The organism is Labrenzia sp. THAF35 (assembly GCF_009363595.1).
GTDB lineage: Bacteria > Pseudomonadota > Alphaproteobacteria > Rhizobiales > Stappiaceae > Roseibium > Roseibium algicola.
Window position 1 is genome coordinate 14,258 of the sequence record NZ_CP045380.1, and the last position, 26,181, is coordinate 40,438.

Annotated in this window: 26 protein-coding genes; 9 read left to right on the forward strand and 17 right to left on the reverse strand. The window is 59.9% G+C overall.

Annotated features, from left to right (window positions below):
* The first annotated feature begins 66 nt into the window (after positions 1–66).
* The 3 genes from FIU93_RS00090 (at position 67) to FIU93_RS00100 (ending at position 3,772) form a co-directional block, all read left to right on the forward strand.
* On the forward strand, positions 67–2,022 hold the full coding sequence (locus FIU93_RS00090; RefSeq protein ID WP_152504527.1) for a multiheme c-type cytochrome: 1,956 nt from the start codon (positions 67–69) through the stop codon (positions 2,020–2,022).
* A 134-nt stretch (positions 2,023–2,156) separates the two neighbouring features.
* Positions 2,157–2,948 carry a transporter gene (locus FIU93_RS00095; protein ID WP_152504528.1) on the forward strand — a complete coding sequence of 264 codons (792 nt, stop codon included), beginning with the start codon at positions 2,157–2,159 and terminating at the stop codon, positions 2,946–2,948.
* Between the two features lie 23 nt (positions 2,949–2,971).
* Complete coding sequence (locus FIU93_RS00100) at positions 2,972–3,772, forward strand: hypothetical protein (RefSeq protein WP_152504529.1); 801 nt, start codon at positions 2,972–2,974, stop codon at positions 3,770–3,772.
* Positions 3,773–3,856: 84 nt separating this feature from the next.
* Here the strand turns inward: FIU93_RS00100 and FIU93_RS00105 are convergent, their stop codons facing one another.
* Complete coding sequence (locus FIU93_RS00105; protein ID WP_062490148.1) at positions 3,857–4,177, reverse strand: DUF1330 domain-containing protein; 321 nt, start codon at positions 4,175–4,177, stop codon at positions 3,857–3,859.
* A 12-nt stretch (positions 4,178–4,189) separates the two neighbouring features.
* Positions 4,190–4,603, reverse strand: a complete 414-nt coding sequence (locus tag FIU93_RS00110) for a hypothetical protein (RefSeq protein WP_152504530.1) — start codon at positions 4,601–4,603, stop codon at positions 4,190–4,192.
* 130 nt (positions 4,604–4,733) lie between these two features.
* Between FIU93_RS00110 and FIU93_RS00115 the strand changes: the two genes are divergently transcribed.
* A complete protein-coding gene (locus FIU93_RS00115) occupies positions 4,734–5,552 on the forward strand; it encodes a helix-turn-helix transcriptional regulator (protein ID WP_152504531.1) in 819 nt (272 codons plus the stop codon).
* 18 nt (positions 5,553–5,570) lie between these two features.
* Here FIU93_RS00115 and FIU93_RS00120 read toward each other — a convergent pair whose 3' ends face one another.
* Both FIU93_RS00120 and FIU93_RS00125 read right to left on the reverse strand, forming a co-directional pair.
* Complete coding sequence (locus tag FIU93_RS00120) at positions 5,571–6,296, reverse strand: class I SAM-dependent methyltransferase (protein WP_152504532.1); 726 nt, start codon at positions 6,294–6,296, stop codon at positions 5,571–5,573.
* Positions 6,297–6,553: 257 nt separating this feature from the next.
* On the reverse strand, positions 6,554–7,264 hold the full coding sequence (locus FIU93_RS00125; RefSeq protein WP_152504533.1) for a helix-turn-helix transcriptional regulator: 711 nt from the start codon (positions 7,262–7,264) through the stop codon (positions 6,554–6,556).
* A gap of 91 nt (positions 7,265–7,355) precedes the next feature.
* Here FIU93_RS00125 and FIU93_RS00130 point away from each other — a divergent pair, with 91 nt between their 5' ends.
* Positions 7,356–8,963 (forward strand): FAD-dependent monooxygenase, encoded by a 1,608-nt coding sequence (locus FIU93_RS00130; protein WP_152504534.1) that lies wholly within the window; start codon positions 7,356–7,358, stop codon positions 8,961–8,963.
* On the forward strand, positions 8,960–9,139 hold the full coding sequence (locus tag FIU93_RS00135) for a hypothetical protein (RefSeq protein WP_023001905.1): 180 nt from the start codon (positions 8,960–8,962) through the stop codon (positions 9,137–9,139). Before FIU93_RS00130 ends, FIU93_RS00135 begins: the two co-directional genes overlap by 4 nt.
* Positions 9,140–9,362: 223 nt before the next feature.
* Here FIU93_RS00135 and FIU93_RS00140 read toward each other — a convergent pair whose 3' ends face one another.
* From FIU93_RS00140 to FIU93_RS00185, 10 genes are all read right to left on the reverse strand, one after another.
* The gene (locus FIU93_RS00140) at positions 9,363–9,713 is read right to left on the reverse strand and encodes a RidA family protein (RefSeq protein WP_023001906.1); all 351 of its coding nucleotides are present in this window, start codon (positions 9,711–9,713) and stop codon (positions 9,363–9,365) included.
* Positions 9,714–9,749: 36 nt separating this feature from the next.
* A complete protein-coding gene (locus tag FIU93_RS00145; RefSeq protein WP_152504535.1) occupies positions 9,750–10,850 on the reverse strand; it encodes an FAD-binding oxidoreductase in 1,101 nt (366 codons plus the stop codon).
* Positions 10,847–11,869: a histone deacetylase family protein gene (locus FIU93_RS00150; protein WP_152504536.1), complete on the reverse strand. Its 1,023-nt coding sequence runs from the start codon at positions 11,867–11,869 to the stop codon at positions 10,847–10,849. The genes FIU93_RS00145 and FIU93_RS00150 overlap by 4 nt, the downstream gene beginning before the upstream one ends.
* Entirely contained in the window at positions 11,866–12,354 is a 489-nt protein-coding gene (locus FIU93_RS00155) for an N-acetyltransferase (protein ID WP_023001909.1), read from the reverse strand. Before FIU93_RS00155 ends, FIU93_RS00150 begins: the two co-directional genes overlap by 4 nt.
* Before the next feature lie 2 nt (positions 12,355–12,356).
* Positions 12,357–13,286, reverse strand: coding sequence for a 3-keto-5-aminohexanoate cleavage protein (locus FIU93_RS00160; protein ID WP_062490162.1), 930 nt, complete (start codon positions 13,284–13,286; stop codon positions 12,357–12,359).
* A gap of 10 nt (positions 13,287–13,296) precedes the next feature.
* Positions 13,297–14,652, reverse strand: coding sequence for an aspartate aminotransferase family protein (locus FIU93_RS00165; RefSeq protein WP_023001911.1), 1,356 nt, complete (start codon positions 14,650–14,652; stop codon positions 13,297–13,299).
* Complete coding sequence (locus FIU93_RS00170; protein WP_055657954.1) at positions 14,649–15,734, reverse strand: ABC transporter ATP-binding protein; 1,086 nt, start codon at positions 15,732–15,734, stop codon at positions 14,649–14,651. The genes FIU93_RS00165 and FIU93_RS00170 overlap by 4 nt, the downstream gene beginning before the upstream one ends.
* An 86-nt stretch (positions 15,735–15,820) precedes the next feature.
* Complete coding sequence (locus FIU93_RS00175; RefSeq protein WP_062491878.1) at positions 15,821–16,960, reverse strand: extracellular solute-binding protein; 1,140 nt, start codon at positions 16,958–16,960, stop codon at positions 15,821–15,823.
* A 52-nt stretch (positions 16,961–17,012) separates the two neighbouring features.
* The gene (locus FIU93_RS00180; RefSeq protein ID WP_077290682.1) at positions 17,013–17,798 is read right to left on the reverse strand and encodes an ABC transporter permease; all 786 of its coding nucleotides are present in this window, start codon (positions 17,796–17,798) and stop codon (positions 17,013–17,015) included.
* Positions 17,798–18,664 carry an ABC transporter permease gene (locus FIU93_RS00185; protein ID WP_031269698.1) on the reverse strand — a complete coding sequence of 289 codons (867 nt, stop codon included), beginning with the start codon at positions 18,662–18,664 and terminating at the stop codon, positions 17,798–17,800. Before FIU93_RS00185 ends, FIU93_RS00180 begins: the two co-directional genes overlap by 1 nt.
* A 107-nt stretch (positions 18,665–18,771) precedes the next feature.
* On the opposite strand from FIU93_RS00185, the gene FIU93_RS00190 reads away from it, so the two are divergent.
* From FIU93_RS00190 to FIU93_RS00200, 3 genes are all read left to right on the forward strand, one after another.
* Positions 18,772–19,740 carry a LysR family transcriptional regulator gene (locus tag FIU93_RS00190; RefSeq protein WP_023001916.1) on the forward strand — a complete coding sequence of 323 codons (969 nt, stop codon included), beginning with the start codon at positions 18,772–18,774 and terminating at the stop codon, positions 19,738–19,740.
* Between the two features lie 162 nt (positions 19,741–19,902).
* The gene (locus FIU93_RS00195; RefSeq protein WP_152504537.1) at positions 19,903–20,985 is read left to right on the forward strand and encodes an OmpA family protein; all 1,083 of its coding nucleotides are present in this window, start codon (positions 19,903–19,905) and stop codon (positions 20,983–20,985) included.
* Between the two features lie 7 nt (positions 20,986–20,992).
* On the forward strand, positions 20,993–22,498 hold the full coding sequence (locus FIU93_RS00200; RefSeq protein ID WP_152504538.1) for a caspase family protein: 1,506 nt from the start codon (positions 20,993–20,995) through the stop codon (positions 22,496–22,498).
* 48 nt (positions 22,499–22,546) lie between these two features.
* Here the strand turns inward: FIU93_RS00200 and FIU93_RS00205 are convergent, their stop codons facing one another.
* From FIU93_RS00205 to FIU93_RS00215, 3 genes are all read right to left on the reverse strand, one after another.
* Positions 22,547–23,203: a class I SAM-dependent methyltransferase gene (locus FIU93_RS00205; RefSeq protein ID WP_152504539.1), complete on the reverse strand. Its 657-nt coding sequence runs from the start codon at positions 23,201–23,203 to the stop codon at positions 22,547–22,549.
* A gap of 32 nt (positions 23,204–23,235) precedes the next feature.
* Complete coding sequence (locus FIU93_RS00210; RefSeq protein WP_055657939.1) at positions 23,236–24,498, reverse strand: DUF3419 family protein; 1,263 nt, start codon at positions 24,496–24,498, stop codon at positions 23,236–23,238.
* A 244-nt stretch (positions 24,499–24,742) separates the two neighbouring features.
* Complete coding sequence (locus FIU93_RS00215) at positions 24,743–25,951, reverse strand: L,D-transpeptidase (RefSeq protein WP_208992242.1); 1,209 nt, start codon at positions 25,949–25,951, stop codon at positions 24,743–24,745.
* Between the last annotated feature and the right edge of the window lie 230 nt (positions 25,952–26,181).

The following is a 26,181-nucleotide window of genomic DNA, read 5'->3' on the forward strand; positions in this document are numbered from 1 at the left end:
GCAGTGCCGGCAGTCAGACGTCTCGTTTTACCCAGCGGCTTTGACGGAGAGGTTTGAGCGCACAGAATGTTGTTCACCCGATTGCTCGTCGCGCTCCTTGCCGTGCTCTGGTTCCAGAGTGCCAATGCAGCCGAAAACCTTTCTGCCGCTGTTCCGGACTATGCCGGCACAGCAACATGTACCGGTTGCCACGAGGCGGAGGCCGGCGCCTGGCGCGCTTCACACCATTCCAAGGCATGGATGGAGCCCGGACCGGATACGGTCGACGCGGACTTCGACAATTCGCAGTTCACGCACAAGGGGCGCACCAGCCGCTTCTTCACACGCGACGGCGACTATTTCATCGCGACGAGCGACGTTCCGGGTAAGACGCAAACATTCAAGGTGATGGGCGTCGACGGAATTGCTCCGCTGCAACAGTATCTTGTCGAAACGGAACCGGGACGGGTTCAGTCTTTCGACGTGGTCTGGGACCAGCAGAACAAGCGCTGGTACCACCTTTACGGAGACGATGCTCCACCGCCTGAAGACGGGCTGCACTGGACCGGACCTTACAAGAACTGGAATGCCCGCTGCGCCGAGTGCCACGCCACCGGCTTTGAAAAGAATTATGACCCCGCCACCAGGACCTACTCCAGCCGGCAGGCGGAAATCGGCGTCGGATGCGAAGCCTGCCACGGACCGGGCGCAGCCCATCTTGCCTGGGCGAAAGACCCGGAGACCTACGGCAAAAGCCCCTTCCCCGGAACCGGGTCGACCGGTCTTCTGCCGGTGTTTGCAAAAGGCCAGCCGGAAGCGGAAATCCAGCAATGCGCAGGTTGTCATTCGCGCCGCGAAGCCTTTGAGGACGGCAATCCGGTGCCTGGCACACCGTTCCATGATGCCTACCGTTTATCGCCACTACGCGAAGGCCTTTATCACGCCGATGGGCAGATCCTTGACGAGGTCTATGTCTACGGTTCGTTCCTGCAGTCAAAGATGTATGCCAAGGGCGTGAGCTGCAGCAATTGCCACGAGCCGCACAGCGGAGAATTGCGCGCGGAAGGCAACGCCGTTTGCACACAATGCCACAGTCCCGCAGGCAACGAGGGGTTCCCGTCGCTGACGGGCAAGCTCTATGACGACCCTTCCCATCATTTCCATCAGCCGGAGACGCCAGGCGCCGAGTGCAAATCCTGCCACATGATCGAGCGCGTCTATATGGGCATCGACGGGCGAAGAGATCATTCCTTCCGCGTTCCACGGCCGGATCTTTCGGAAAAGCTCGGCACGCCGAATGCCTGCAACGACTGCCACACCGACAAGTCTGCCGCCTGGGCGGCCGGAGAACTTGAAAAGCGCTTTCCAGACAGTCGTCACCGTGGGCCGCATTTCGCGGAGATCTTTTCGGCGGCACGGCAGAACCCGGGCGTGAACGCTGCGGACCTTCTGGCAGTCGCCCATCAGGCGAGCTACCCGGGCATCGTTCGGGCGAGCGCGCTGGACCTGCTGCTGCCTGTTGCGACACCGGAGATTGCCGAGGCCGTCACCGACCTTCTGGCAGATCCGGAGCCAATCGTCCGCGCCGGAGTGCTGGCGTTACAGCAGCCGGTTCCGCCAACCCAGCGGCTTCCGCGGATCATTCCTGCCTTGAGTGATCCGGTCAAAGCCGTCCGGATTGCCGCGGCCCGTCTCATGATCGGCGCTCCCATTGCCCATATGCCGGACCAAATGGCCGAGGCTGCGTCCAGTGCCACAACCGAATGGCAGCAGTCACTCGCGAACAAGGCGGATTTTCCGGAGACCCAGCTCGTGCTTGGTGGAACTGCGCTCGTTCTTCGCAATATCCCGGCAGCCATAGCAGCCTTTGAGGAAGTCACGCTGCTGGATCCGCAAATGATCAATGCCTGGGTGATGCAGGTACGCATCAAGATGGCAGTCGGTGACATGGCGGGAGCGCAGCTCAGTCTGCAAAAGGCCCTGGTTGCCAATCCTTCGGACCCGACATTGCAATCCTACAGGCAACAGCTTTCACAGCAATAAGACGAAAAGGCATGCTATACTCCTGATTGCCATTTCCAGAAGTACATCCAAAAAACCCGGAAGGAGCTTCTGGGTCACATAGATGATCCCCCCCCTGCAAGGGCAGTTCTCTTGAGCATGGAAGGCATGAGACCATGAAGCAATTGGTTACCTTGGGCGTTCTGGCGCTTTTCTTCCAGATGACACCGGCAGGTGCTCAGGATTCCGAACTTGCCAAGAAGCTCTCCAATCCCGTGGCGTCTCTCATCAGCGTTCCGTTTCAATGGAACTACGATCACGGATTTGGCCCTGCCGACGGCAACAAGGTCACGCTCAACATACAGCCCGTGGTGCCGTTCTCGCTAAACGAGGACTGGAACCTGATCTCTCGAACGATCCTGCCCGTTGTCTGGCAGGATGACATTGCCGGAAATTCAGGCACGCAGTTCGGTCTCAGCGACACGACGCAGAGCTTCTTCTTTTCGCCAAAGGAGCCAACGTCCGGCGGGATCATCTGGGGCCTTGGTCCGGTGTTGCTGCTGCCCACAGGTACCGACGACCTGTTGAGCACCCGCAAATGGGGCGCCGGTCCGACGGGCGTTGTGCTGCGTCAATCCGGCCCGTGGACCTATGGCGGGCTCGTCAATCACGTCTGGTCATACGCAGGTGACGATAATCGTAGCGACGTCAATTCGACCTTCCTGCAGCCGTTTCTGTCCTACACGACCGACGACGCCTGGACCTTCACGCTGAACTCGGAAAGCACCTATGACTGGACGTCGGACGAATGGTCCGTGCCGATCAACGCCATGGTTGCCAAACTTGTGACCATCGACAAGCAACCTATCAGCTTTCAGGCAGGTGTTCGGTATTATGCGGCAAGTTCCGACAACGGCCCGGAGGGCTTCGGCGCACGGGCTGCAGTGACCTTTCTTTTCCCGAAATAGGGACTCAACAGGGGCGGGGTAATATGAAAAGAGCTGCATTTCTTCCGATTTTGGTCAGCCTGCTGTCCGGGGGTGCTCAGGCTGCCGATCTGGCCCAAGCGCCTGCTCCGGTTGAAACACCGGATGTGCGTGTCGACCGAGCGTGGAAATTCGTCATCGCGCCTTACCTGCTTGCCCCGACCATTCAGGGAAACAGCCGTATCGGCCGATTGCCCAACACGTCGCTCGATGTTTCCCCCGGAACCATTTTCGAGAACCTACAATTCGGGGCGATGGGTCATTTCGAGGCGCTTTACGACAATCGTTTCGGAGCAACATTGGACGTGGCCTACATGGACCTTGGCAAGGGCCGGAGTTTCCCACGTGTCGGCGGCAGTATCGATGCTGGCGTCAAGCAATTGGTGACCGAAGCCTTCTTCGGCTACCGCTTCTGGCATCAGGACCGGAACTGGGCCGAAGCCTATGCCGGGGGGCGCTGGTGGTACAATCAGCTGAAGGTCAGTGCCAACACGCCAGCCAACACCTTTACTCAAACAATCACCGAACAATGGATCGATCCGGTGATCGGCGTTCGCGGGCAGGTATTCGTGGCACCCAAATGGTCGCTGTTCGGCAGCGGTAACGTCGGTGGTTTTGGCCTGGTATCGGACTTCACCTGGGGTCTGCAAGGCGGTGTCGGCTATCACTTCAACGATCGTGTCGCGCTGCATCTGCAATACAAGGCAACCGGCGTCGATTACGACAACGGCAAGTCCGGCCGATCCGCCTTCAGCTATGACACGGTCACACACGGCCCGTTGATGGGAGTTGCCATCAGCTTCTAGGACGCATGCAAGGACAACAAGTCGAAAGGCCGGTTCCTCATCGGGACCGGCCTTTCCTTTTCGTGCTGCGACTTCGTCGGAAGATCACGAAAGTACATCCGTTGCCTTGTGATCCGCGTCGACACCTTCGATCAGGAACACCTCGCCCACTGCCTTGTTCAGGCGCAGTGGCAGGATCGTCCGGTAGGCCGGCGATGCATACCAGGCCTCGGCCCGTACCCGGTCAGGAAAGGCAATCACGATGAGGTCTCCCTGGAACGCGCCTTCCAGCTGATGTTTCTCGCCACCATGGATGATGAAGCGACCGTCAAAGGGTGCCAGCGTTGCGTCGATCCCTTCCAGATAGGCCACGATGTCGGGCCCCATTTCGATTTCGCGCAGATGGCCGATGGCGTAACAGGTCATGGTCCGGCCTCTTCAAGCAAGCGGTTGCGCAATGGCGAGCTGAAGCCTTGCGGCTTTCCACTCCAGCCAGGTGAAACAGAGCACGACGACGGCCTGCGCCAACAGGAACGCCCAGCCCAGCACGTTGGGCGCAAACAGGCCCGTCAACGGCAGCAGCAAACTGGCCAGCACCCAAAGAAGATTGCCGGCAACTACCAGGCTTGACGCCCAGACAGGCACCTGACCGGCAAACGCGAATACTCCCATGAAAACCGCTACCGGAAACAAAGCCAGACCTGCCCAGAAAAGGAGCTCGCTCGGAAGTGCCGTCAATCCGGCAATCCATCCGGATGCGCCGACCAGCAGGACACCCATCACCGCACAGGTCAGCGCGTCAAACCGTAGAACCACCTGTGACGAAACACCTGAATTCGATTTGGTCATCATCTGTCTCCACTCGTGAAATCCACCCGCACACTGCGAGTGGCGATGACAAGAGGATTGCCAATCGATGTTCTCAAGTCGATTACTTCGCAGGTAATTGAATCTTCGAAACCGCGCCGGCAGGGTAATGCTCATGAATCGAACAGCGGAAACGGCGGGTGACCTGCTGCGCCAGTGGCGACAACACCGGCGAATGAGCCAGCTTGCACTGGCCAGTGAAGCGGATATCTCTCAGCGCCACCTGAGTTTTCTGGAATCAGGACGGTCTCGTCCAAGCCGGGACATGGTGATGCATCTTGCCGAACGGCTGGATGTCCCCTTGCGTGAACGCAATGCCATTCTTGTTGCGGCAGGCCATGCCCCGCAATATCCGCAGCACGGGCTGGATGAGCCTGAACTTGCCGCGGCAACCGCTGTTGTCCGGCAGATCCTCGACGGACATCTGCCCCACCCTGCCCTTGCCGTGAACCGGCATTGGGAGCTGCAGGCCGCCAATCAGGCGATCTTTGCCCTGCTGGACGGCGTCGCGCCGCACCTGCTGGAAGCACCGGTAAATGTGCTTCGTCTCAGCCTGCACCCTGATGGCCTGGCACCACGCATCCTCAACCTCGGTGAATGGCATGCCCATATTCTTGCACGCCTCGCACATGAGGTAGATCAGTCCGCCGACCCGAAGCTTGCCGCGCTCAGGGAGGAACTCGCCGAAATGGCTCCGGAGCGGTCGCGCAAATCACGGACCGAGGTACCGTCACAGAAGGGACGCATCGCCGTTCCGCTTTATCTGCAAGGCCCCAACGGAACCTTGAGCTTCCTGAGCACCACGACGGTGTTCGGCACGGCCGTGGATGTCACCTTGTCCGAAATCGCCATCGAGGCCTTCTTTCCCGCAGACCAGGAAACGGCAAGGCAGATGAGCGCCTTGAGCGCTGGAAGCGCGGGCGGTCGTTCCTGAACCGCCCGCGCTCCGGACTCAAACGCGTGCCTTGACGATCAGGATCATCGGGCGCTCCATCTCTTCCGCCAACGATGGCATGGCTTCGATTTGCTCTTCGCCGGGGAACCATTCCAGTACATGATCAACCGTGAAACCTGCCGCGATCAGCGTGTTGAGCGTGGTGCCGATGGTACGGTGGTATTTGACGACGCCATCGGCCAGCCAACTGGTTTCCCGTGCTCCTTCGCGAAGATACTGGTTGACCGGCCAAGACTTCCGGCCGTTCAGTTCGATCCATCCAGGTTCTACTGGTGCCATGAAGATCGGGTGTTCGATGCTGAAGACGAAACTGCCTCCTACCTTGAGTGATCTGAAGATCTCTCCGGCCAGGCGGTTGAAGTCCTCTATATAGTGAAAGGCGAGCGAGCTGTAGACCAGGTCGAAGGCTGCCTGAGGCAGCTTCAGGGTTTCCAGGTCAGCAGTCCGGTAAACGATCGCATCGTCTTCGGTTTCGTCCCGCGCACGGGCAAGCATTTTTTCAGACAGGTCGAAACCGAGTACATGCGCAGCACCAGCGCTCCGGACCCAGCGGGCAAACCAGCCGAAACCGCAGCCGAGATCTGCAACGTGCAGCCCATTTGCTTCCGGCAACAGTGCCCGGATTGCGGGCCATTCGGGAGCCCCGTCAAGGCCGAACTGCGACCTGGGCAGCTGGCTGTAGCCTTCAAAAAAGGCCGGTTCGTCATAGATGTTTTGTGCCATTTATTTCTCCATCAGAGTGCCGATGGACGGCGCGCACCGCAACAGGCAAAGCCCCGCCCGATCCGGCGGGGGTGCAGGTGCGCGAAACGCTTGAAACTCAGCGTACACAATCAGCCTGCATCCCGCCTATTGGGATGCAAGCGAACCGGGACACGATATGAGTATCTTCTTCGCACATGAGAGCATCATTAGGAGCGCCCTTGGTGCCTGTCAACGAGTTGCAGGTGTCTGACGCGGCTTGCCCTGGCAAGATGGAGCTACTTCCCGCAGATTGCGAAAAGGCCGGCTCTGGAGGCAATGCCAAGCTTTGCGTAGGCGCGTTTACGGTATGTGATGACTGTCGAGGGAGCGACGTCGAGATCTGCTGCAATCGCCTCCGCCTTGCGACCTGACAGGATGCCCAGACACACCGAACGCTCCCGCTCGCTGAGCGCCGCCAAAGGCGGTGGCAGATCCGTGTCCGATGCCTTTTCGAAATGGAGCAGAGCCAGACGGCCTGCAAGGCGTGCAAGATCCGGATCACACAGGGGAGCGGCAGGATCGCTTTGATAGAGGCTGACGAAAAGGCGCAGTTTTTCTCCGACCGCAAGCAATGTCGTCTTTGCCAGCATGCCGGGATTTTCGAAAAAGAGCTTCCGATAGTCTGCGCTCATCCGGCCCTCGATCTCGGCGAGCCGGCTCAAGGTCACGGACTGAGGCGGTGACGCCACCAGATCGGGCAACAGAGGATCCTTGAGAAACCAGCCGTTGAGATAGGTCTCGGCAAGTTTTCCGGCCATGACGGAGCGGCTGAAGTGCCACGACAGCAGACAGCGAGCCTGCGTGTTCTCGATTGCAAAAACCATGATCTGGTCGACACCGAGCGTTTCGACAAACGAGACAAAGGTCTGGGCAAACCGATCCGTGCCCAGATCCGCGAGGCAGGCTTCAATGTGACAGGCAGTGGTGTGTCCGTCCGGAGTGCTCATGAAATGCTGATAGCATGTCCTCCCCGAAAGGGGACAGACGCGAGACGGCAAGGCTCCTAATCTTCCGCCAACAATCAGGGAGGATCCTCAAATGAGGCCAGCCGGACGTGCCGAAACGGACTCGCTCTATTTCACCTATCCGCATTTCGAAGCGCCGACGGACCGTGCGCATCTGACCCGGCCTGCACGTGTTGCCATTGCCGGAGCGGGGCCCGTCGGCATGACTGCCGCGCTGGCACTTGCCCGCGAAGGTATTGCTTGCGTCCTGTTGGATGCGAAGTCCACCTTCAACGACGGCAGCCGCGCGATCTGTATCGCCCGGCAGAGCTACCACATTCTCGACCGGCTTGGCGCAGTCAAGCCCTTTCTGGAAAAATCACTCGGCTGGACCACAGGCCGCAGCTTCTATCGCGGCAGGCAGATCCTCGAATTTGAAATGCCGGACAGTCCGCGCGAGAAATACCGGCCGATGTACAACCTCGAACAGCAATATATCGAGCAGTACCTGTGGGATGCTATCCAGCGGGAGCCGCTGATCGAAACGAGATGGCAAAGCCGGGTCTGCGGTCTGGACGATCTTGAGCAGGGTGTGCGACTGGCAATCGAGGATCCGCATGGCACTTACCAGATGACCTGTGACTGGTTGCTGGCGGCGGATGGTGCTCGCAGCACCGTCCGGAGCTTGCGCGGTCTGCGGCTCAAGGGCGAGAATTTTGAAGGCCGCTACGTGATTGCCGACGTCCAGATGGAGCATGATTACCCGACGATCCGACGCGCCCTGTTCGATCCGGATTGTCGCCGGGGCGGAACGATCCTTGTTCACAAGCAGCCCGACAACATCTGGCGCATCGACTATCAGCTTCGCGATGGCGAGGACGAAGCCGAAGCCATCCGCGAGGACACCGTGCGTGCCTCAGTGGCCGCCGTTCTGACGGAAATCGGTTATGACGGAGACTGGGACCTGGAATGGTGGAGCATCTATTCGGCCAACACCCTGGCGCTGGATGACTACCGCGACGGCCGGGTGTTTTTCATCGGCGACAGCGCGCACATCGTGCCTATCTTTGGCGTACGTGGCCTCAACAACGGTCTCGCCGACGCCCACAACATTGCCTGGAAACTCGCCTGGGTGCTGAACGGCAAGTCCGGTCCGGATCTCCTCGACAGCTACACGCCCGAGCGGCGTGGAGCGACGCTGGATGTGTTTCGGAACGCCTCCAAGTCTGCCCGTTTCATGACACCTCCGACGGCAGGCTGGCAATTGATGCGCGACGCAGCTCTCAATCTTTCGCTCAGCCACTCCTTTGCGGGAGAGCTCGCCAACCCGCGCCAGATGACACCCTATACTTATGCCGACAGTCCGGTTGTTACCCCGGACGACGAAAACTTCGAAGGTGGCCCAAAACCCGGCGCCGTCTTGCCGAACGCGCGCGTTGGTGACGGGTTCCTGTCCGACTTGCTCGGTGACGGGTTCTCGCTGATCGCCTTCAGTAAAGAGGTGGCGGATCGTCTCGCCGACGTGGATTTTACCCGGGTCGTGCTGCAGCCGGGCTCGGAAGCAGCTGAAGTGCTCGCGGCTTCGGCCGGCAGTGCCTATCTTGTCCGGCCCGACATGCACATTGCAGCGCGCTGGCAAACCGCTTCACCAGAGGCGATCCGCCAAGCTCTCGAGCTTGCAGTAGCTGGAGGAAAAGCATGACGCCCGCCGATCTGGAAACCGTTTACGAGGCCTTGGCCGAACAGCTCGATGCCATCGGATCCGCTCAACGAGAGCTTTACCTCGCCAAGCTCGCCTTGCTGCTGGCGCATGAGATCGCCGACGCAAATCGTGCGCGCTCGCTTGTTGCCGAGGCTGCCAGCAATCTCGAAGTATGACGTCAGCGCAATTGAGCGGCGGCTTCTTTTGAACAGAACCCCTCGGCTCGTCATCCCGGACGCAGCGAAGCGGAGATCCGGGACCGGTGAGCCGGGGCCTCTCGTTTGAGCGGCCTCAAAAGATAGCTCCTTGGCTCCCCGATCTCGGCTCGCGCTGCGCTTGGCCGGGATGACGCCGGTGGGTGAAACCGGAGTCCCTGACTTCGAACCGGCCAACCTCGCTTTAAGCGAGTGCCGCGATGACGATGATCTCGACCTTGTATTCCGGGGCTGCCAGTTTGGCTTCGCCGGTAGCGCGTGCCGGCGGGTTTGCCGGATCGACCCAGGCGTCCCAGACCTTGTTCATCTCGGCAAAGTCCTTCATGTCGTCCATCCAGATAGTGGTCTGGAGAATGCGGCTCTTGTTGCTGCCAGCCTGCTCCAGAAGGGCATCGATGCGCTCCAGGATCGTCTGGGTCTGGTTGGTAACGGTGTCGCCCGGGTTGCCGACCTGACCGGCAAGATAGACGAGACCGCCATGGATAACAGCCTGGCTCATGCGCGGGCCAACTTCCAGCCGTTTGATGTCGGACATGATTGAATTCCTTCTTGTCTTGAAAGAGACGCCCGCTCAGAACAAGCGGGCGGGATCGAGAGCAGCCACTACCTTCTCGGGCAGTTCGCTCGGACGCTTGAGACAGAGATCCGCAACGAGCCGGGAGAGCGCTGGGGCCGTTTGTACGCCGTAGCCGCCCTGACCGGCAAGCCAGAAAAACCCTTCCGCATCCGGTGCAAATCCAACCACAGGTGTGCGGTCTGAAACGAAGCTGCGCAGGCCTGCCCAATTGCGCTCGACGCGCGTGACGGGCATCGTCACGGCCTGCTCGAACCGGTGCAGACCTTCAGCCAGAACCATGTCATCTGCCCAGGCATCGTGCGGCTCCACCGGGTCTTCATCGGCAGGCGAAACCATGAACTTGCCGGCATCCGGCTTGGCATACCATTGCTCCGATGCGCTGGCGACGAGCGGCCATTTCGTGACATCTATACCATCCGGCGGCGGCACGATGGCCGCCGAGCGGCGCATGGGCACCAGGCCGACCTTGCGAACGCCTGCGAGACCCGCGATCTGATCCGCCCAGGCCCCGGCTGCATTGACGAGAACCGGCGCTTCGAAGGCCCCCTTGGGCGTCTCGACACGCCACTGCCCGCCGCTTCTGAGAATGCGCTGCGCAGGCGCTTCCGTGACGAACCGCGCCCCGGCCTTTCGTGCAAGCCGGGCAAAGCCCTGCAACAATCTGTCGACGTCGATATCCTGTGCGTCCCGCTCGATGGCAGCAGCGGCAATCGTTTCCTTGCGAAGCAGTGGAAACAGGGCGACAGCTTCTTCCGCCGTCAGGACTTCCATACCGTCGGCACCGTCCAGATAGGCCTTGAACGCGTCCAGTTCGTCCTCGGTCGCAATCAGCATTTCACCACGGGGTGACAGCAGGCTTTCCTCCGATATCCCTTCCGGGTTCTTCAGAACCGGCTCCGAAGCTGCATTCAAGGCCCGCAACGTGGCATTACCGTAGTTGCGGATGAAGATGGCGGCGGAGCGACCGGTCGCGTGCCGGCCAAGCGCATCTTCCATTTCCAGCACGGTGACCTTTGCGTCCGGCGCAAGCCGTGCCGCAGCCCCGGTGCCGGCAATGCCGCCGCCGATGATCAGAAAATCCGATGTCTCGATCATGCGTTCTGGAACCCTTTCAGGAAACTGGTGAGGTTCTGGCCGAGTTCTTCCGACAGGTAACCGCCTTCCTGCACGAACAGCACCGGCAGGCCGAGCTTCGCGATGGCGGCACCAATCCGTCCGAACCCGGGTGTGGTGATGGCGAGTCCCTTGAGAGGATCTTTTTCATAAGCATCGAGCCCCAGGGCAACAACCAGAATATCGGTACCGAAGGCCCGAATGTGGTCGAAGGCCGTTTCCAGGGTTTTCAGGTACTCGTCATCCCCGGTGCCGCGTGCCAGGGGCAGGTTGAGATTACAGCCCCGTCCCGCGCCCTCGCCGCGCTCATGGCCGTGGCCCCAGAAGAACGGATAGAACCGCACCGGATCGGCATGCAGCGAAACGGTGAGAACGTCACCGCGCTCATAGAAGATACCTTGCGTGCCATTGCCGTGGTGGACGTCGATGTCGAGGATCGCCGGACGCTTGCCTGCCTTCAGAAGCCTTTCGGCCGCAATGCCGGAGTTGTTGAGAAAACAGAAGCCGCCCGCCAGATCCGCGAATGCATGGTGACCGGGAGGGCGCGACAGCACATAGGCGGCCTGTTCCCCGGTCGCCATCAAGTCCGCGCCGTGGACCGCACTTTGGGCAGACCAATAGGCCGCTTCCCAGGTCCCGGCTGCGATGGGACAACTGGTATCGGCCTGATGGAACCCGGCCTGACCGACTGCGGAGCACGGATAACTTGACGTGCGCCGGTCCGGATGAATGTTCGGGATGACCTCGTCGGATGCGCCCTCGATCCGGCTCCAGCGTTCATGGATGGTCTGAAGAAAAACGAGGTATTCCGCAGAGTGGAGAGCCGCAATCGGGCCGAGTCCATGATCTTCCGGCGCTTCGAAGCGGCACCCTGCCGCCTTGGCACCTTCGGTCAGGACCTCGATGCGCTTTGGCTGTTCCGGATTGGCCAGCCTGGTGCCGTTCGCCATGAAATGCTTGGGATCGTGCACCCATTGGCGGTCGTCAAAAATGGCTTTCATGAGCGGTCCCTCAATTTGTCGAGTGCCGGTGCGCGCAGATCGAAGACGGTTTCGCCTTCCCGAGGCGCAAAACCGAGCCGTTCATAGAAACGGCGTGCATCCGGATTGTCGTGATAAACGGCGAGCTTAAGAAAGATCGGCGTCCAGCTATCAGGCGCAAGATCCAGACTGGCGGCAAGCAGGCGCTGGCCCAGCCCTTCTCCGCGCGCTTCTCCGTCGACCCAAAGATCGGAAACATAGAGACCCGTGCCGCCACGCGTCGTCGAAAAGACAGGCGAGGCCTGCAACACGCCGAGCGTTCGGTCGTCAGACGGACGGATCGCTAGCAGCGCGAAGAAGGCGGGAGTTTCCGAGAAACCGTGACGGATCACATCATCAAGACTGGCGACATGAGTGTCGCCCATATCGGCCGAAAGCTGGAGCAGCGCTGCGTGAAGCCTTTCGGCATCAGCCCGCTCCGCCCGCCTGATCGTTATGTTGCTCATGATCAGAAGGCCGTCTCGCCGGCCCCTTTGAGGCCCAGCATCTGCCGGGCTTCTTCCGGTGTTGCGACCGTTCGCCCGAGTTCCTCGACAATCTTGCGGATCTTGGTGACCTGCTCCGCGTTGGAGCGGGCCAGCTCACCCTTGGCGATGTAGAGATTGTCCTCCAGCCCGACACGGACGTGCCCGCCCATGCTGGCAGCAATGGTGGCGAAAGGGATCTGCTGTCGGCCTGCCGCAAGAACGGAGAAGATATAGTCGTCGCCGAAAAGCTTGTCCGCCATCCGCTTCATGTGCTGCAGGTTTTCCGGGTCCGCACCGATACCGCCCAGAACGCCGAAGACGAACTGGATGAAGTACGGCGGCTTGACGAGACCTCGGTCGGCGAAGTGGCGCAGCATGTAAAGATGCCCGACGTCGTAGCATTCGAACTCGAAACGCGCACCGCGCTGCTGGCCCATCTGTGTCAGCACGAATTCGATATCCCGCGGTGTGTTCTTGAAGACGAGATCATCCGTTCCGCGCAGGAAAGGCTGCTCCCAGTCATGCACCCACGCGTCGTAACGGTCGGCCAGCGGATAGAGCGCAAAGTTCATTGTGCCCATGTTGAGCGAGCACATTTCCGGCTCTGCCTTCAGCGGACCGGCAAGCCTGTCTTCCAGGCTCATGATGGCGCTGCCACCGGTGGACAGGTTGAGCACCGCGCCGCAGCCCGCCTTGATCTCCGGAAGGAAGGCCATGAAGTCGGCCTCCCGCGCCGACGGCTGGCCGGTTTCCGGATTTCGGGCATGAAGATGCAGGATTGCGGCGCCCGCCTCGGCAGCACCTATTGCCTGGCCTGCAATCTCGGCAGGCGTCACCGGCAAGTGAGGCGACATGGTGGGTGTATGAATGGAGCCCGTGACGGCACAGGTGATGATGATCTTGTCTGTCATGTCTTGAATGTCAGCTGGCTCTGGCCTGTTGCTGCGAAATCCTGTCGAGAAACTGGCGGAGAGAAAGGTCGAGACCTTCGATGATCTCGGCTACATGATCCGGTGTCGAGATCATGGGGGGCGCAATCAGGAAGTGGTCGCCGCTGTAGCCGCCCCGCGTCCGGCGGGAATAGATGATAAGGCCGTTCTCATAAGCAATATCGACCAGTTCGTTGAAGGCGTTCAGTTCCTTTGCGAGCGGTCTCAGGCTTGCACGGTCCTCGACCAGTTCGAAGGCCAGCAACAACCCTTCGCCGCGCACGTCGCCAATGATCGAATAGCGGTCCATCAGCTTCTTCAGTTCGCTCTTCAGGAGCGCCCCTGTCTCGGCCGCGTTCTGGCACAGGTTTTCCCGCTCGATCTCCTCCAGCACCGCCAGACCGGCAGAGCAGGCAAGCGGATTGCCGGCATATGTGAAACCATGCAGGAAACCGCCATTGTCGAGCACGTTGGTGACGATGTCCTTATGCGCAATCATGGCGCCCAGAGGCGCATAACCAGCAGCAAAGCCTTTGGAGATCACCAGAATATCCGGATCGACATTCCAGTGTTCACCGGCGAAGAACTTTCCGGTCCTCCCGCCACCGGTCATGACCTCGTCATGGATCAGCAGGACGCCGTAGCGCGTACAGATCTCGCGAATGCGTTGCATGTACCCCTTCGGCGGCACGAGCGCGCCGGTGGAGGCGCCACCGATCGGCTCGACAATAAAGGCCAGGATCGTTTCCGGGCCTTCGGACAGGATCTTTGCCTCCAGCATGTCGGCGTAGTGTCTGCCCGTTGCCTCGTCGTCCGGATCCAGCCCGTCGAGATAGGCGCGCGGTGCCGGGATCTTCGGCATCGGCCGCATCATGGGGTCGAACGGCGCAGTAAGGGGTGCATAGCCTGTCAGGGCCAGAGCGCCGAGCGTGCAGCCGTGATAGCTCGGTTCGCGCGAGATGATCTTGTAACGCTGCGCCTGGCCGATCGCGATGGCGTTCTGGCGGGCCAGCTTGATGGCGCTCTCCACCGCTTCCGACCCACCGGAAACGAAGAAGACCTTTTCCAGCCCCTCGGGCGCCAGTGCGGCGGTCCTGGCGGCAAGCAGTTCCGCAGGCTCTGTCTCGAAATGGAGGCGGTAACCGAAGGTGGACTTGTCCATCTGCTTGCGCATTGCCTCCAGCACGCGCGGGTTGGAATGGCCGATGTTGCAGACCATCGCCCCGGACGAACCGTCGAGATAGCGCTTGCCGTCGACGTCCCACATGTAGACGCCGCGCGCCTGGTCCAGAACAGGCCGGCGCTGACGAGACTGATAGAACAGATGAGAGGTTTGCGGACGGCTCATGAAGCAGCTCCAGGCAGGGCTGCGCAATCGCGCGGACGGAAGCGAACGGAGACGTCCGAGCCTTCCTCGAAAGGGTGCTGATCGATCATGTTGATCACCTGAAGTTGCTGGTCGCCGACACGCACGAAATACCGTGCCGCCTGACCCTGGTAGTCCACCGCCTCGACCTTGCCGTCGAGCGCGATGCGATCATCCGCCGGAGCGGATTTTTCCGCCAGCAGAAGTTTTTCAGCCCGGATAACAAGCTGTGCAGGACCGGCCTGCGAAAGATTGGGGGCCTTTTCCCTCGGCACATTGATCTTGCCGAAGTAAGGCAGTTCAAGGGACAGCTCCTGCCCGTTCACGGCCTGGCACGTCGCTGGCAGAATGTTGGAGATGCCCAGGAAGCGCGAAACGAACTCGCTTGCAGGCGTGTTGTAAACCTCCTGCGGCGTGCCGATCTGCTCCACCCGTCCGTTGGACATCACCACGATCCGGTCGGACATGGCGAGCGCTTCGGACTGGTCATGGGTAACGAAAACGGTGGTGATGCCGATCTGATGCTGGATGCGTTTCAGCTCAACACGCATGTCCTCGCGCAGGTTGGCGTCGAGCGCGGACAGCGGTTCGTCCAGAAGCAGCACGTCCGGCTCTATGACGATGGCCCGCGCCAGCGCGATACGCTGCTGCTGACCACCGGAAAGCTGCTTGGGATAACGGTCGCTGACATGGGGCAGCTGAACCAGTTCCAGCGCATCGCGCACTTTCTTTTCGGCATCCGCCTTCGGGATATCGCGGTATTTCAGGCCGAAAGCCACATTTTCGGCAATCGTCTTGTGCGGAAAGAGCGCGTAGTTCTGGAAGACGAGACCAAGGTTTCGCCTGTGGATCGGCACATCGTTGATGCGTTGACCCTTGATGGTGATGTCGCCTTCGGAAGGATCGATGAGACCGGCGATCATCCTGAGGGTGGTCGTCTTGCCACATCCGGAAGGGCCGAGCAGCGTTACGAAGCTTCCGTCCGGGATGTCCATGCTCATCCGGTGAACGGCGGTAAAGCCACCGAACTTCTTGACGATATTGTTAAGGGAAACCGCGCTCACGCAAATTCTCCAGGTCCTGGGGAGAAGACGACCTTCCGGCAGCAACTGCCGGAAGGTGCTGGGTCAGTGATGGGGCCGTACCGGGCTCAGTACCCCTTCTGGATCCGTCCGAACATCTTGGACCAATCCTGTTCGTGGCTGTTCCAGTATTCCGGATTGGCGAAGGTCAGACCGTCAAGCGTGCCGGTCGGATCGAACGCCGGAAGGGTCGGGATCTTCTTGCCGAGATCAACCTTTGTCGGGTCAAGCGCCGGCGGGTAGTTCTGGCCTTCGGCGACCGCGATCGAGGTTTCGGGCGCCAGCATGAAGTTCAGAAGTTCCTCGCAAGCTTCCATGGGCGAGCCCTTGATCACGAACAGGCATTCCTGCCAGCCGAAACCGTTGGGCGGATCGATATAGCCGATGTCATGGCCTTGCTCCTGAAGGGCGTAGATCCGGCCGGACCAGCCCTCGGTAACGTAGATTTCCTCTTCGGCCAGAAGGCTCATCAGTTCCGCGCCGGACTGCCAGTATTTCAACAGCAGATCGCGGTTGGTGCGCACAGCCTGCCAGACCGCATCCATATCCGTTGCGTTGTTCGGATCCTGGTCGGTCTGCAGCGATGCGTACCAGATGCGGGTGCGCCAGTCGGACCAGCCGCCGATCTTGCCCTTGTAGGCTTCGTCGATCAGGAGCTTTGCACCCTTTTCCTTGGCTTCGTCGTCGGAGATGTATTTCCGGTTATAGGCAATGCCTGTGGTGCCGTAGTCATAGGGCACGCAGGACAGCTTGCCGTCGGTGACACCGCGGAAGACGTCGGTGAGTTTCGGGATCACGTATTTCAGGTTCGGGATGTTGTCCTCGTTGAGCGTCGAGTTCAGCCCGAGATTGACATAGCGTGCGTAGTCGAAGACGCCTGACAGGTGCGCGATATTGTATTCGCCTTCCTGGCTGGCCTTGACGCGCGACAGATATTCATCACCGCCGCCGAACGTTCCGTCGACAACCTTGATGCCGGTCTTTTCGGTGTAGGGATCGAAGGCATATTTGCGGAAGGCTTCCGAGACGACCCCGCCCCAACCATCGAAGCGGACTTCTTCCGTCGCGGCCATGGCATGGCGGGCAAAGGGTGTCTGCACACCGTAGGCCAGACCGGCTGCCCCGATCAGACCGAGAAACTTGCGACGGTCGAGATCACCGTTGAGATAGCGTTCGCGCAGACGCTCATAGCGTTTGGTATTGTCCATCTTGTTTTCCACTCTGGTTCTTGTGTCGGTTTCTTGCTTTGATCGCGCGGTTCTAACCGCCGCGCTGCATGGCCATCCGCCGGGCGATTGCCAGCCCGAGAAGCGGCAGGCCGACGGTCAGGAAAATCATCACGGTGCCGAGCGCGTTGATCTCCGGGGAGATGGAATTGCGCAGCATGGCAAAGATCTGGGTGGGCACGGTTTCGACACCGCCCGGCTTCCAGAACAAGGTGCCGGTGATATCGTCGAAACTGATGGTGAAGGCGAAGAGCATACCCGCGAAGACCGCCGGGGCCAGCAGCGGCAGCGTGATCTGGAAAAAGGCCTGCACGGGACTTGCGCCAAGGCTGAGGGCGGCTTCCTCGTAATCGCGGCGGATGCCAACAAGGCGGGCCTGCACCACCAGGATGACGAAGGGCAGCGTGAAGATGACGTGCCCCATCAGGAGCAGGAAGAAGCTCTTGTTGATCGACAGGAAATTCAGGAACAGCAACAAGGCGACCGCCAGCACCACCTCCGGCACCAGGATCGGCGCGATCAGGAGGGTGGAGATCAGGTTGCGGCCGGGCACCTCGTAGCGCACCAGGGCAAGACTTGCCAGAACGCCAAGTGTCGTGGAAATCAGCGCGGTCAGGGCACCAAGGACAATCGAGGTCTGGAACGCCCGCAGGATGGCGTCGTTTCCGGCCAGTTCGACGAACCAGCGGAACGAGAAGCCGGTCATCGGAAAGCTGCCGAACTGGCTGGCGTTGAAGCTGAGCAGAACCACCACCGCGACCGGCAGGAACATGAACAGATAGACCAGCAGCGTATAGGCCCGGATCAGTTGCCACCCCATCAGCCAAGCCCCTTCATCAGTTGGCCCATGCCGAGATAGTGGTTGTAGATCAGCACCAGGGCGCCGAGGACGGCGAGCAGCATGAGCGAGAGCGCAGAGCCGAGCGGCCAGTTGAGCTGTGTGATGATCGCCTCGAAAACGAGGTTGGCGAACATGGCGTCCGTCGGACCACCCAGAACCAGCGGTGTGATGTAGGTGCCCGCACTCAGCACGAAACAGAGCAGACCTCCCGCGGCGAGCCCCGGCAGGGACAGCGGCAAGGTGACTTCCCGGAATGCCTGCCAGCGGGTGGAGCCGAGGGAACAGGCCGCGTCCTCCAGCGAAACATCGATCCCTTCCAGCGCCACATAGACGTTCAACACCATGAAGGGCAGCAGGAAATGCACAAGGCCGAGGATCACGGTCGGCTCGTTGTAGAGCATCTGGACCGGTTCGGAGACAATGCCGAGGTTGAGCAGAGCCCAGTTGACCGCACCGGATACACCCAGGATGTTGATCCAGGACATGGTCCGGATGATGTAACTGATCCAGAACGGCAGCATCAGCAACAGCAGCAGTAACGCCTTGTTGCCACGTGAACGGGCAATGAAATAAGCCGCCGGATAGCCCATGACGGCACAGGCAAATGTGGTGATGGCGGCAATCCGCAACGTACCGAGCAGGATGTCCCGATAGAAGGGATCGGTCAGCGCCTCGTTCCAGTTGTCCAGGTAAAAGCCCGCCTGGTCAGCGCCTGTGGCCGTGCGCAGCCAGAACGAATAGACGACAATAAAAACGAGCGGCACGAAAAGCAGCAGTCCCACTGCTGTGAGCGCAGGGGAAAGGAGTATCCATGGCTGTCGTTTTTCCCGCGCCTCGACGCTCATGCGCTCAAACCCTGCCAGATGCCAGTCAAAATTGCTTGACTTCAGCGTCGCAGGCAGGTGTTCATTGATCAAATAGATAATGAAAATTATAACTATAGATCTGATCAATGGCTGATGGATTACGCCCGATCCAGGCGGAACGGCTTGCCCGCGAACTGGACTGGAACCTGCTGAGAACCTTCATCGTCCTGGCTCAGTCCGGAAGTGTGACGCGGGCGGCTGACAGACTGCGCCTCAAGCAGCCCACCGTTTCCAGCGCACTGAAGCGGCTGGAGGACCGGTTGGGACGCAAGCTCATCAATCGCAAGCCGGGTCAGTTCGAGCTGACGGAAGCCGGCGAATTGCTGTTGAAGGAAGCCATCGAGATCCAGGGTTCCATCCTGAGGCTCGGGACCCTGATGCGTGACGTCACCGACGAGATCCGCGGCCACGTTGAAATCGCCATGGCCAGTCACGTGGTTTCGCCGCTCTATGACGACACCCTGCGCGAGTTTCACGAACGGCACCCGGCCGCAACACTCACCATCAATGTTTCGGCCAGCAAGGACGCACTGGAAGCCGTCACGTCCCGCCGGGCTTCGCTCGCCGTCTGCCTGGTGCGCGAACGCAATCCAAAGCTTGAGTATCTGCGCCTTTTCCGGGAGTTTTTCGGCCTCTTCTGCGGTCCGCCTCACCCGCTTTACGGCAAGACCAACCTGACAAAGGCCGATCTTGCCGGTCAGTCCGCCGTCAGCTTCGTGACCGACCGGCTGGAAGACGCCCTTCGTCCGGTAACGCTGATGCGGGCGGAAGCGGATCTTGAAGACCGGATCGTCGGCACATCGGCCAACCTGGAAGAAGTCCGGCGCATGATCATTGCCGGACTGGGCATCGGCCCCTTGCCTGTCCACGTTGCCAAGCGGGATATTCGAGAGGGTCTTTTGTGGCAACTCCCACCCTATGACGCGCTGCCGGAGATCGACGTTCATGTGGTCTGGAACCCGAAGGCGAAACTCAACCGCGCCGAACAGGCTCTTCTGGACATGCTGCTGGAAAAGATAAGGCTGACGCCGATAGAGGAGCGGACCTATCGCTGACACATATCGCGGAGCATTGGCCTGCCGGCTTCTTTACCAACCCGAGCGACCAATACGGGAAACCCGGCAGCGGCCCGTTGCATTCCCCCGCTGACGTTGTAAAACTTTCAGGACGCTACGAAAATTGGCGATCAACGCCGTCCGGGTTGAAGGGGTAGGAAGATGAATGGTGTGCGGTTCGCCTGGAAAATGCTCTTCCTTGCGCTGGTGACAGTGGTCCTTATTCAGTCGCCTGCCAATGCATCGGAAGAATTCTTTGAAGGCGGCTGGACCCTGCAACGGGATGCATCTTCCCTGCGGTTCCAGTCGGTCAAGAACCTGACCATTGTGGAATCCAGTTCTTTCGCGGAATTTGAAGGCGGCATTGACGATGCCGGCAATGCCAGGGTCCGCGTCTTTCTTGACTCGATCGATACGAAAATCGACCTTAGAAACGTGCGCATGCGGTTTCTCTTCTTCGAAACGTTCGAGTTCCCTGAAGCCGTCATCTCGACGAAAATTGATGCGTCAGCCCTGGCTGATCTTCCGACCGTCAAACGCAAGACGATCCCGCTTGCCTTCAATCTCGACCTTCACGGCGTCTCAAAACCGTTCGAGGCCAATGTTACGGTGACCTATCTGAGCGAAGACCTGGTTGCCGTTTCGAGCACCGCGCCGGTGTCTGTCGCAGCTTCCGACTTCGCCCTCGGTGGCGGTATCAAGAAGCTCGAGGAAGCCGCCGGCGTCGTCATCGTGCCATCGGCAACGGTCTCCTTCGATTTCGTCTTCGCCCGCAAATCGGGCGAAACGGACGAGGACGATGCCGACGACCAGACCCAGCAGGCGGCCGCTTCTCAGCCAGCTGCAAGCACCGCGCTTGAACCGGAAGGCAACCTGGATAACGAGGCTTGCACCGGCCGGTTCGAGATCCTGTCCCGCACGGACAACATTTACTTTCCAAGCGGCAGTTCGCAGCTTGATCCGCGAAGCCAGCCACTCCTGAACAGCCTCGTTGACATCATCATGAGATGCCCGGAGCTGACCATTGAAGTCGGAGGACATACCGACAGTGATGGCAGCGATACATCAAACCTGGCTCTGTCCGAACGCCGGGCGGGCGCGGTCAAGCAGTATCTTGTCTCCAAGAACGTTCCCGACAGCAGGATCAGGAGTGTCGGGTATGGCGAAAGCCGTCCCGTCGCTCCGAACACCTCCGCGGAAGGAAAGCAACGCAACCGGCGGATAGAGTTTGTCGTTGTCGAATAGGTCCAACATGAACCGCTTTGCAATCGCAATCCTCCTGGCACTGACAGTGACCATCGGCGCGATGTCTGAGAGGGCTCACGCGGAACCGCGGCTGGCTCTGGTTGTCGGCAATGGCGCCTACACGACCGTGACGCCGCTGGACAATCCGGTAAACGACGCAAGCCTGATGGCCGACGCGCTGCGCAAGGTCGGCTTCGAGGTAACCCTCGTCACCGACTCCAGCCAGAACGAGATGATCACGGCGATTTCGCAGTTCGGCAGCAAGTTGCGGGCCGCAGGCGAGGACGCAACCGGGCTGTTCTATTATGCCGGCCACGGCGTGCAATCGTTCGGTGCAAACTTTCTCCTTCCGGTCGATATCGAACTTCAGGACGCTGCCGACCTCAGCCTGGTCGGTGTCCCTGCGCAGGCCGTTCTGCGGCAGATGTTCTCGGCACGGAACCGGACCAACATCGTCATTCTGGATGCCTGCCGAAACAATCCGTTCGTTTCCATCCCGGACCTCAGCGACAACGGTCTGGCAGAAATGAAGGCCCCCAGAGGCACCTTCCTCTCCTATTCCACCGCACCGGGCGACATCGCGCTCGATGGTATCGGCGGCAACAGCCCCTTCACCGAAGCGCTGGCCCGGCACATGCCGACACCCGGCATGCCCGTCGAAACCCTTTTCAAGGCGGTGCGGGTCGATGTTCTGAAGGAGACCGGCAACCAGCAGACCCCGTGGGATACATCCTCTCTCACCGTTGATTTTCAGTTTGTCCCGGCCAAGGCTCCCTCTGCCGAGGAAGTCGAGCTGCGCCAGATCTGGGACACGGTGAAACTCAGCAAGGACCCCTTGCAGGTCCTCCTGTTCCTGCGCGCGCACCCGGACAGCCGATACTCCGCAGAAGCCAGGGAACTCCTGACGGCTCTGATGGAGAAGGAAACGCAGCCCACCGCGCAGGCGACACCTGCCCCACAACAGGAATCCGAACCTGCCACGCCCCAGACAAGCGAGCGTGACATGATCGAAACAGCGCGCCGGGAGGGCACCGCAAGCGCCTATCAAACCTATCTGGACGCATATCCGAACGGTGCCTTTGCCGAACTCGCACGCCTGGAGCTGCAAACGATCGTCAACAAGGAGCAGAGCACGGACCCGGTCGCCAGTCAGCCGCAGCAGGAAGACGCGCCGGCCATCGCCGAGCAAGGCTCACCTGCCGCCGATCCGGGGGAACCGTCAGCCGTCATAGCATTCAACGCCCCCCTTGCCATGGGAGAGCCGGATATCGCCACCCGAAGCATTTCGGAGCTGATCACCGGATCGCCGAAATTCCCGCCGATCGAGGGCCTGCCGGAAGCGGTCTGGAAGGACAAGACTTGTGCCGCCTGTCATCAATGGGAGCAAGCGAACCTGTGCGACCAGGCCAAGACCTATGTCGCAGACAAGTCCAGAACCATCGAGAAACAGCACCCCTACGGCGGCACTTTCAAGAATGCGTTGCGGCTTTGGGCCGAACAGGGGTGTCCGTAACTTCGACGCCGGTTCTGTAGCGATCCGACGTGTTTTCGCGTGCCTCGGTTACCGCGATTTCGAGATCACCGCATAGTCGGAGTAGCCGGCGTAAAGGCGATGGAAAGAGGCAACGGCGCCGATGCTGGCAGCCAGGGCTTTCAACTCGCCTTCCAGGTCGGCTCGCGGAGATACGTGGAAGGATTTGAGCCAGGCAAACAGGACGCGCTTGAACCAGCCAGGCAAGCGTTCCTGCTGACCGAAATCGACCACGTGGATCCGCCCGTCCGGCGCCAGCCGCGCGGCACCTGCCGCCAATGCTTCGCGCCAGATCGGGATCATGGACAGCGTATAGGAATAAAAGACGCGGTCGAAAGCCGGAACACCAAAACCTTCCGTTACCGCCGGGTTTGCGGCATCGCCTTCCACAAGCGTAATCCGGTCTGTCAGGCCTGCCTTGTCGATGTTCTTCTGGGCGGTTTCCAGCATGTTCCTGGAAATGTCGAGACCGTAGAAACGAACGTCCGGATAGGCTTTCGCAGCCGCAATCAGGTTCCGGCCGGTGCCGCAGCCAAGTTCCAGCACGACGCCGTCTCGCGGCGGCTGAAGCTCTCGGATCAGCTTGTCGCGCCCGAGCAGGTAGAACTTGCGGGTCAGGTCGTAAAAATGGCGCTGATGGCGATAGACGGCATCCATCAGCCGGGCTGTTTCGACGGCTTGGGTCATGACGCTATGTTTCCGTACGCAGGACGGCCAGCTTAGCCGTTGAACACATAAAGATGGAAGCCACCATAAATGGAGGAGCGGTCCTGACGGCCCAGCTCCAGGCTTTCCTCTTCCTCGTAGGTCCAGCGGTTCAGGATCTGGTCGGATACGCGGCCCGGCAGAAGTGTCGGTTCGGCAGCGGTGCGGAAGATGACCCGGGCACCTGGAAGAGCGGTCCGCGTTATCTCGGTCCAGAGTGCATTGAGCTGATGATCTGTCATCCAGTCCTGCGCATCTAACAGCACATAGGCGTCAAGCGTATTGTCCTGAACCGACTGAAGGTGTTCGGTAAAATTGCGATTGAGCACACGGACCCGGCCCGCACGCTGACGGATTTCCTCGAAATGTTCGCGCTTTAGGTAAGGCGGCAACGGCCCGGCCGGCCCAGTGCTGTCCTGACCGCTTGGAGCATAGCCACGGCCGAAGGCCTGCCAGGCGAAATAGTTGTCCTGCATGGAGAAGTCGCAAGCGAGTTTCTCAAGCCGCTGACGCAGAACCGCAGACATGTCACGTTCGGCACTGGCCGATACCAGGGCGTCATACTGCGCCGGCGGTATGCCGAGGCCGTAGAGCGACATCTTCTTGGACGTAGCCCAGCGCACCAGACGCTTGTCGAACAGAGGTGCCAGTGCGGTATCGAAGAAGGTGCGCTGTTCTTCCAGCGACCTGGTCTTGACCATGTGCTTCGGATCGATGCCATAGAGCCTTGCGACCAGGTGTCCCGCGCCGATGCAATAGCCCAGCAGACCGTGATGATAGAGGTCGCGCGAGAACAGCGTGATCCTCTTGCGGCCCCAATTGGCCATGTCACGGCCTTCCCAGTAGGCGACCGTTTCAGGATCGAGCTTGTCTTTCAGGAACCGCTGATAGGCGGCAACATTGGCCTTTTCATCTGCTTCGCCGAAGAACCTGTAGAAGATCTCGTAATTCGGCAGATGCTTGGCTGCGGCCAGTTTCAGCCGGCCCAGTGCCACATGTGCACGGTTGAGGTCCACCGCAGTGATCTCGGCCGGATTTGCCGTCAGGTAGGACATGACGTTGCAGCCGCCCGACGCGATCGTGATCATTCGGGAGTCCGGCGTCAGGCGAAGAGCCCTCATGTCGACATCCGGATCTTCCCAGATCTGCGGATAGACAAGGCCCTTGAAAGCGAATGTGAACAGGCGCTCGAGAAAACCGTCCTTGGAGGTGGCTTCGGAACGGTGAACCGCATTCTTGAGACGTTTCTTCGATGCGGTAAGCGTGCTCTGCGCCATGTCTTTCTCCCGAGTCACCTGCGCCAATAAACTGCCTTCCGATACGTGACGGACGCGACAGTTTGGTGACGTTTGCGGATAAACGAGCCGTTATCCGGATAATAAACCGCCAGTGAAGACCTGCCTCGGCAGTCCGGGAGCGTCTTCGCCGATGGGAAGCCTTCCCCCCCAGCGGAAACGAAACAAAAAAGCCCCCGCCGAAGCGGGGGCTGTGTTTCCGTCCGGAACGTTGGGAGATCCGAACCTAGCGCGTGATAACCACGAAGTCGGTGCCAAGACCCGTGTTGCGGGTGAAGTTTCGGTCCGTGACCGTCAGGGACGAACCCGGGGTCAGCATCCTGGAAACTTCAAGCGCGACCTTCTTGGACATCTCGATCCGGTCGAGAACGTCCATCGACGCGCCACCGCGTTCACCTTCGGCAGATACCGCCATCCACTCGACCGACGAGTCACCGGGCTTGAAATCCATGGCAGTGAAAACGTGCGTTCCGATTTCCTGGTCGATATCCTTGATCGAGACAGGGGCGGAATAGACATCGCGGAACTTGCGACGGATCCGCAGCGTTGCATTCTTCGGCTCTTCGTATCCGGCATCGGCATGGATGCGGAACTCAAGCGCATTGGTCAGCTGACCGGTTACCGGCAGTTCGGCACCTTCCTGGTACAGGCTGATTGCTGCACGGGTCTTGCGGCCCATGACACCGTCTTCCGGACCGGCATTGAAGCCCATCTGGTTGAGCAGCTGTTGCAGCACCTGAATGCGGCTTGGTGCTTTCTGCGGCGTGATGATCATCCGAAGAGGCTGATCGAAATAAGGATTTTCCGGCTGTACTGCCGGCAGGTTAGCCTGCAGGGGCGCTTCCTGAATGGCACCACGCAGAGCCGGATCGGCTGCAATGGTCTCGTCCGTCAGGCTTGCGACCTCGGTTTCAGGCACATAGGGCTGCGGCAATACAGCGTGATGCACACCAAGCGGGTTCGCCTCGCCCCGTGTCACGACAACATGCATGCCGCGCTCGGTCATGCTGTAAAGCGACTGTGCAAATGCTTTCGGAAGACGAATGCAACCGTGCGAAGCCGGATAGCCGGGCAACCTTCCCACATGCAGGGCAATACCCGACCATGTCAGACGTTGCATGAATGGCATCGGCGCATTGTCGTAGAGGTTGGAAAAGTGCTTGCGCCTCTTTTCCAGAATGGAAAACACACCGGTCGGTGTGCTGTGGCCGCGCTTCCCGGAGGAAATCGACGACACTTCGATCAGATCAAGGCCGCGGTAGACCTTGATCTTCTGCTCGTCCAGCGACACCAGCATGTGCAATGGCGGTTCGCTTGTCACATCCGTTTCCGGAGCGGCGTCACGCGCGAATGCGGCCGACATGGCGGCGAACGAAATAACTGCGGCACCGGTCAAGTTGAGCAGCGAGCGCTTGTGCCTGCTCCGGCTATTCATTTCCAATGACAACATCCCTGAGCTCCCCAACGCAAATACCCATAAAGCTCGATTAAAACTGTAACCAACATCTGTGTAGATCGGGTTAGGAAACACGGTTACTTATTGGTTTCCTTCGACCTTTCAGCCGCAAAGTCGCACATTACCCAGCTCGCGGCTGTTATTCACATCACATTTTGTACAGCTAGCAGCCACAACGTGAACGGGGCCTGAATGGGGAAAACGGCCCA

Excerpts from the sequence above, each read along its gene's own strand:
- FIU93_RS00090 (WP_152504527.1), top strand. The coding sequence starts at position 67 with ATGTTGTTCACCCGATTGCTCGTCGCGCTCCTTGCCGTGCTCTGGTTC.
- FIU93_RS00095 (WP_152504528.1), top strand. The coding sequence starts at position 2,157 with ATGAAGCAATTGGTTACCTTGGGCGTTCTGGCGCTTTTCTTCCAGATG.
- FIU93_RS00100 (WP_152504529.1), top strand. The coding sequence starts at position 2,972 with ATGAAAAGAGCTGCATTTCTTCCGATTTTGGTCAGCCTGCTGTCCGGG.
- FIU93_RS00105 (WP_062490148.1), bottom strand. The coding sequence starts at position 4,177 with ATGACCTGTTACGCCATCGGCCATCTGCGCGAAATCGAAATGGGGCCC.
- FIU93_RS00110 (WP_152504530.1), bottom strand. The coding sequence starts at position 4,603 with ATGATGACCAAATCGAATTCAGGTGTTTCGTCACAGGTGGTTCTACGG.
- FIU93_RS00115 (WP_152504531.1), top strand. The coding sequence starts at position 4,734 with ATGAATCGAACAGCGGAAACGGCGGGTGACCTGCTGCGCCAGTGGCGA.
- FIU93_RS00120 (WP_152504532.1), bottom strand. The coding sequence starts at position 6,296 with ATGGCACAAAACATCTATGACGAACCGGCCTTTTTTGAAGGCTACAGC.
- FIU93_RS00125 (WP_152504533.1), bottom strand. The coding sequence starts at position 7,264 with ATGAGCACTCCGGACGGACACACCACTGCCTGTCACATTGAAGCCTGC.
- FIU93_RS00130 (WP_152504534.1), top strand. The coding sequence starts at position 7,356 with ATGAGGCCAGCCGGACGTGCCGAAACGGACTCGCTCTATTTCACCTAT.
- FIU93_RS00135 (WP_023001905.1), top strand. The coding sequence starts at position 8,960 with ATGACGCCCGCCGATCTGGAAACCGTTTACGAGGCCTTGGCCGAACAG.
- FIU93_RS00140 (WP_023001906.1), bottom strand. The coding sequence starts at position 9,713 with ATGTCCGACATCAAACGGCTGGAAGTTGGCCCGCGCATGAGCCAGGCT.
- FIU93_RS00145 (WP_152504535.1), bottom strand. The coding sequence starts at position 10,850 with ATGATCGAGACATCGGATTTTCTGATCATCGGCGGCGGCATTGCCGGC.
- FIU93_RS00150 (WP_152504536.1), bottom strand. The coding sequence starts at position 11,869 with ATGAAAGCCATTTTTGACGACCGCCAATGGGTGCACGATCCCAAGCAT.
- FIU93_RS00155 (WP_023001909.1), bottom strand. The coding sequence starts at position 12,354 with ATGAGCAACATAACGATCAGGCGGGCGGAGCGGGCTGATGCCGAAAGG.
- FIU93_RS00160 (WP_062490162.1), bottom strand. The coding sequence starts at position 13,286 with ATGACAGACAAGATCATCATCACCTGTGCCGTCACGGGCTCCATTCAT.
- FIU93_RS00165 (WP_023001911.1), bottom strand. The coding sequence starts at position 14,652 with ATGAGCCGTCCGCAAACCTCTCATCTGTTCTATCAGTCTCGTCAGCGC.
- FIU93_RS00175 (WP_062491878.1), bottom strand. The coding sequence starts at position 16,960 with ATGGACAATACCAAACGCTATGAGCGTCTGCGCGAACGCTATCTCAAC.
- FIU93_RS00180 (WP_077290682.1), bottom strand. The coding sequence starts at position 17,798 with ATGGGGTGGCAACTGATCCGGGCCTATACGCTGCTGGTCTATCTGTTC.
- FIU93_RS00185 (WP_031269698.1), bottom strand. The coding sequence starts at position 18,664 with ATGAGCGTCGAGGCGCGGGAAAAACGACAGCCATGGATACTCCTTTCC.
- FIU93_RS00190 (WP_023001916.1), top strand. The coding sequence starts at position 18,772 with ATGGCTGATGGATTACGCCCGATCCAGGCGGAACGGCTTGCCCGCGAA.
- FIU93_RS00195 (WP_152504537.1), top strand. The coding sequence starts at position 19,903 with ATGAATGGTGTGCGGTTCGCCTGGAAAATGCTCTTCCTTGCGCTGGTG.
- FIU93_RS00200 (WP_152504538.1), top strand. The coding sequence starts at position 20,993 with ATGAACCGCTTTGCAATCGCAATCCTCCTGGCACTGACAGTGACCATC.
- FIU93_RS00205 (WP_152504539.1), bottom strand. The coding sequence starts at position 23,203 with ATGACCCAAGCCGTCGAAACAGCCCGGCTGATGGATGCCGTCTATCGC.
- FIU93_RS00210 (WP_055657939.1), bottom strand. The coding sequence starts at position 24,498 with ATGGCGCAGAGCACGCTTACCGCATCGAAGAAACGTCTCAAGAATGCG.
- FIU93_RS00215 (WP_208992242.1), bottom strand. The coding sequence starts at position 25,951 with ATGAATAGCCGGAGCAGGCACAAGCGCTCGCTGCTCAACTTGACCGGT.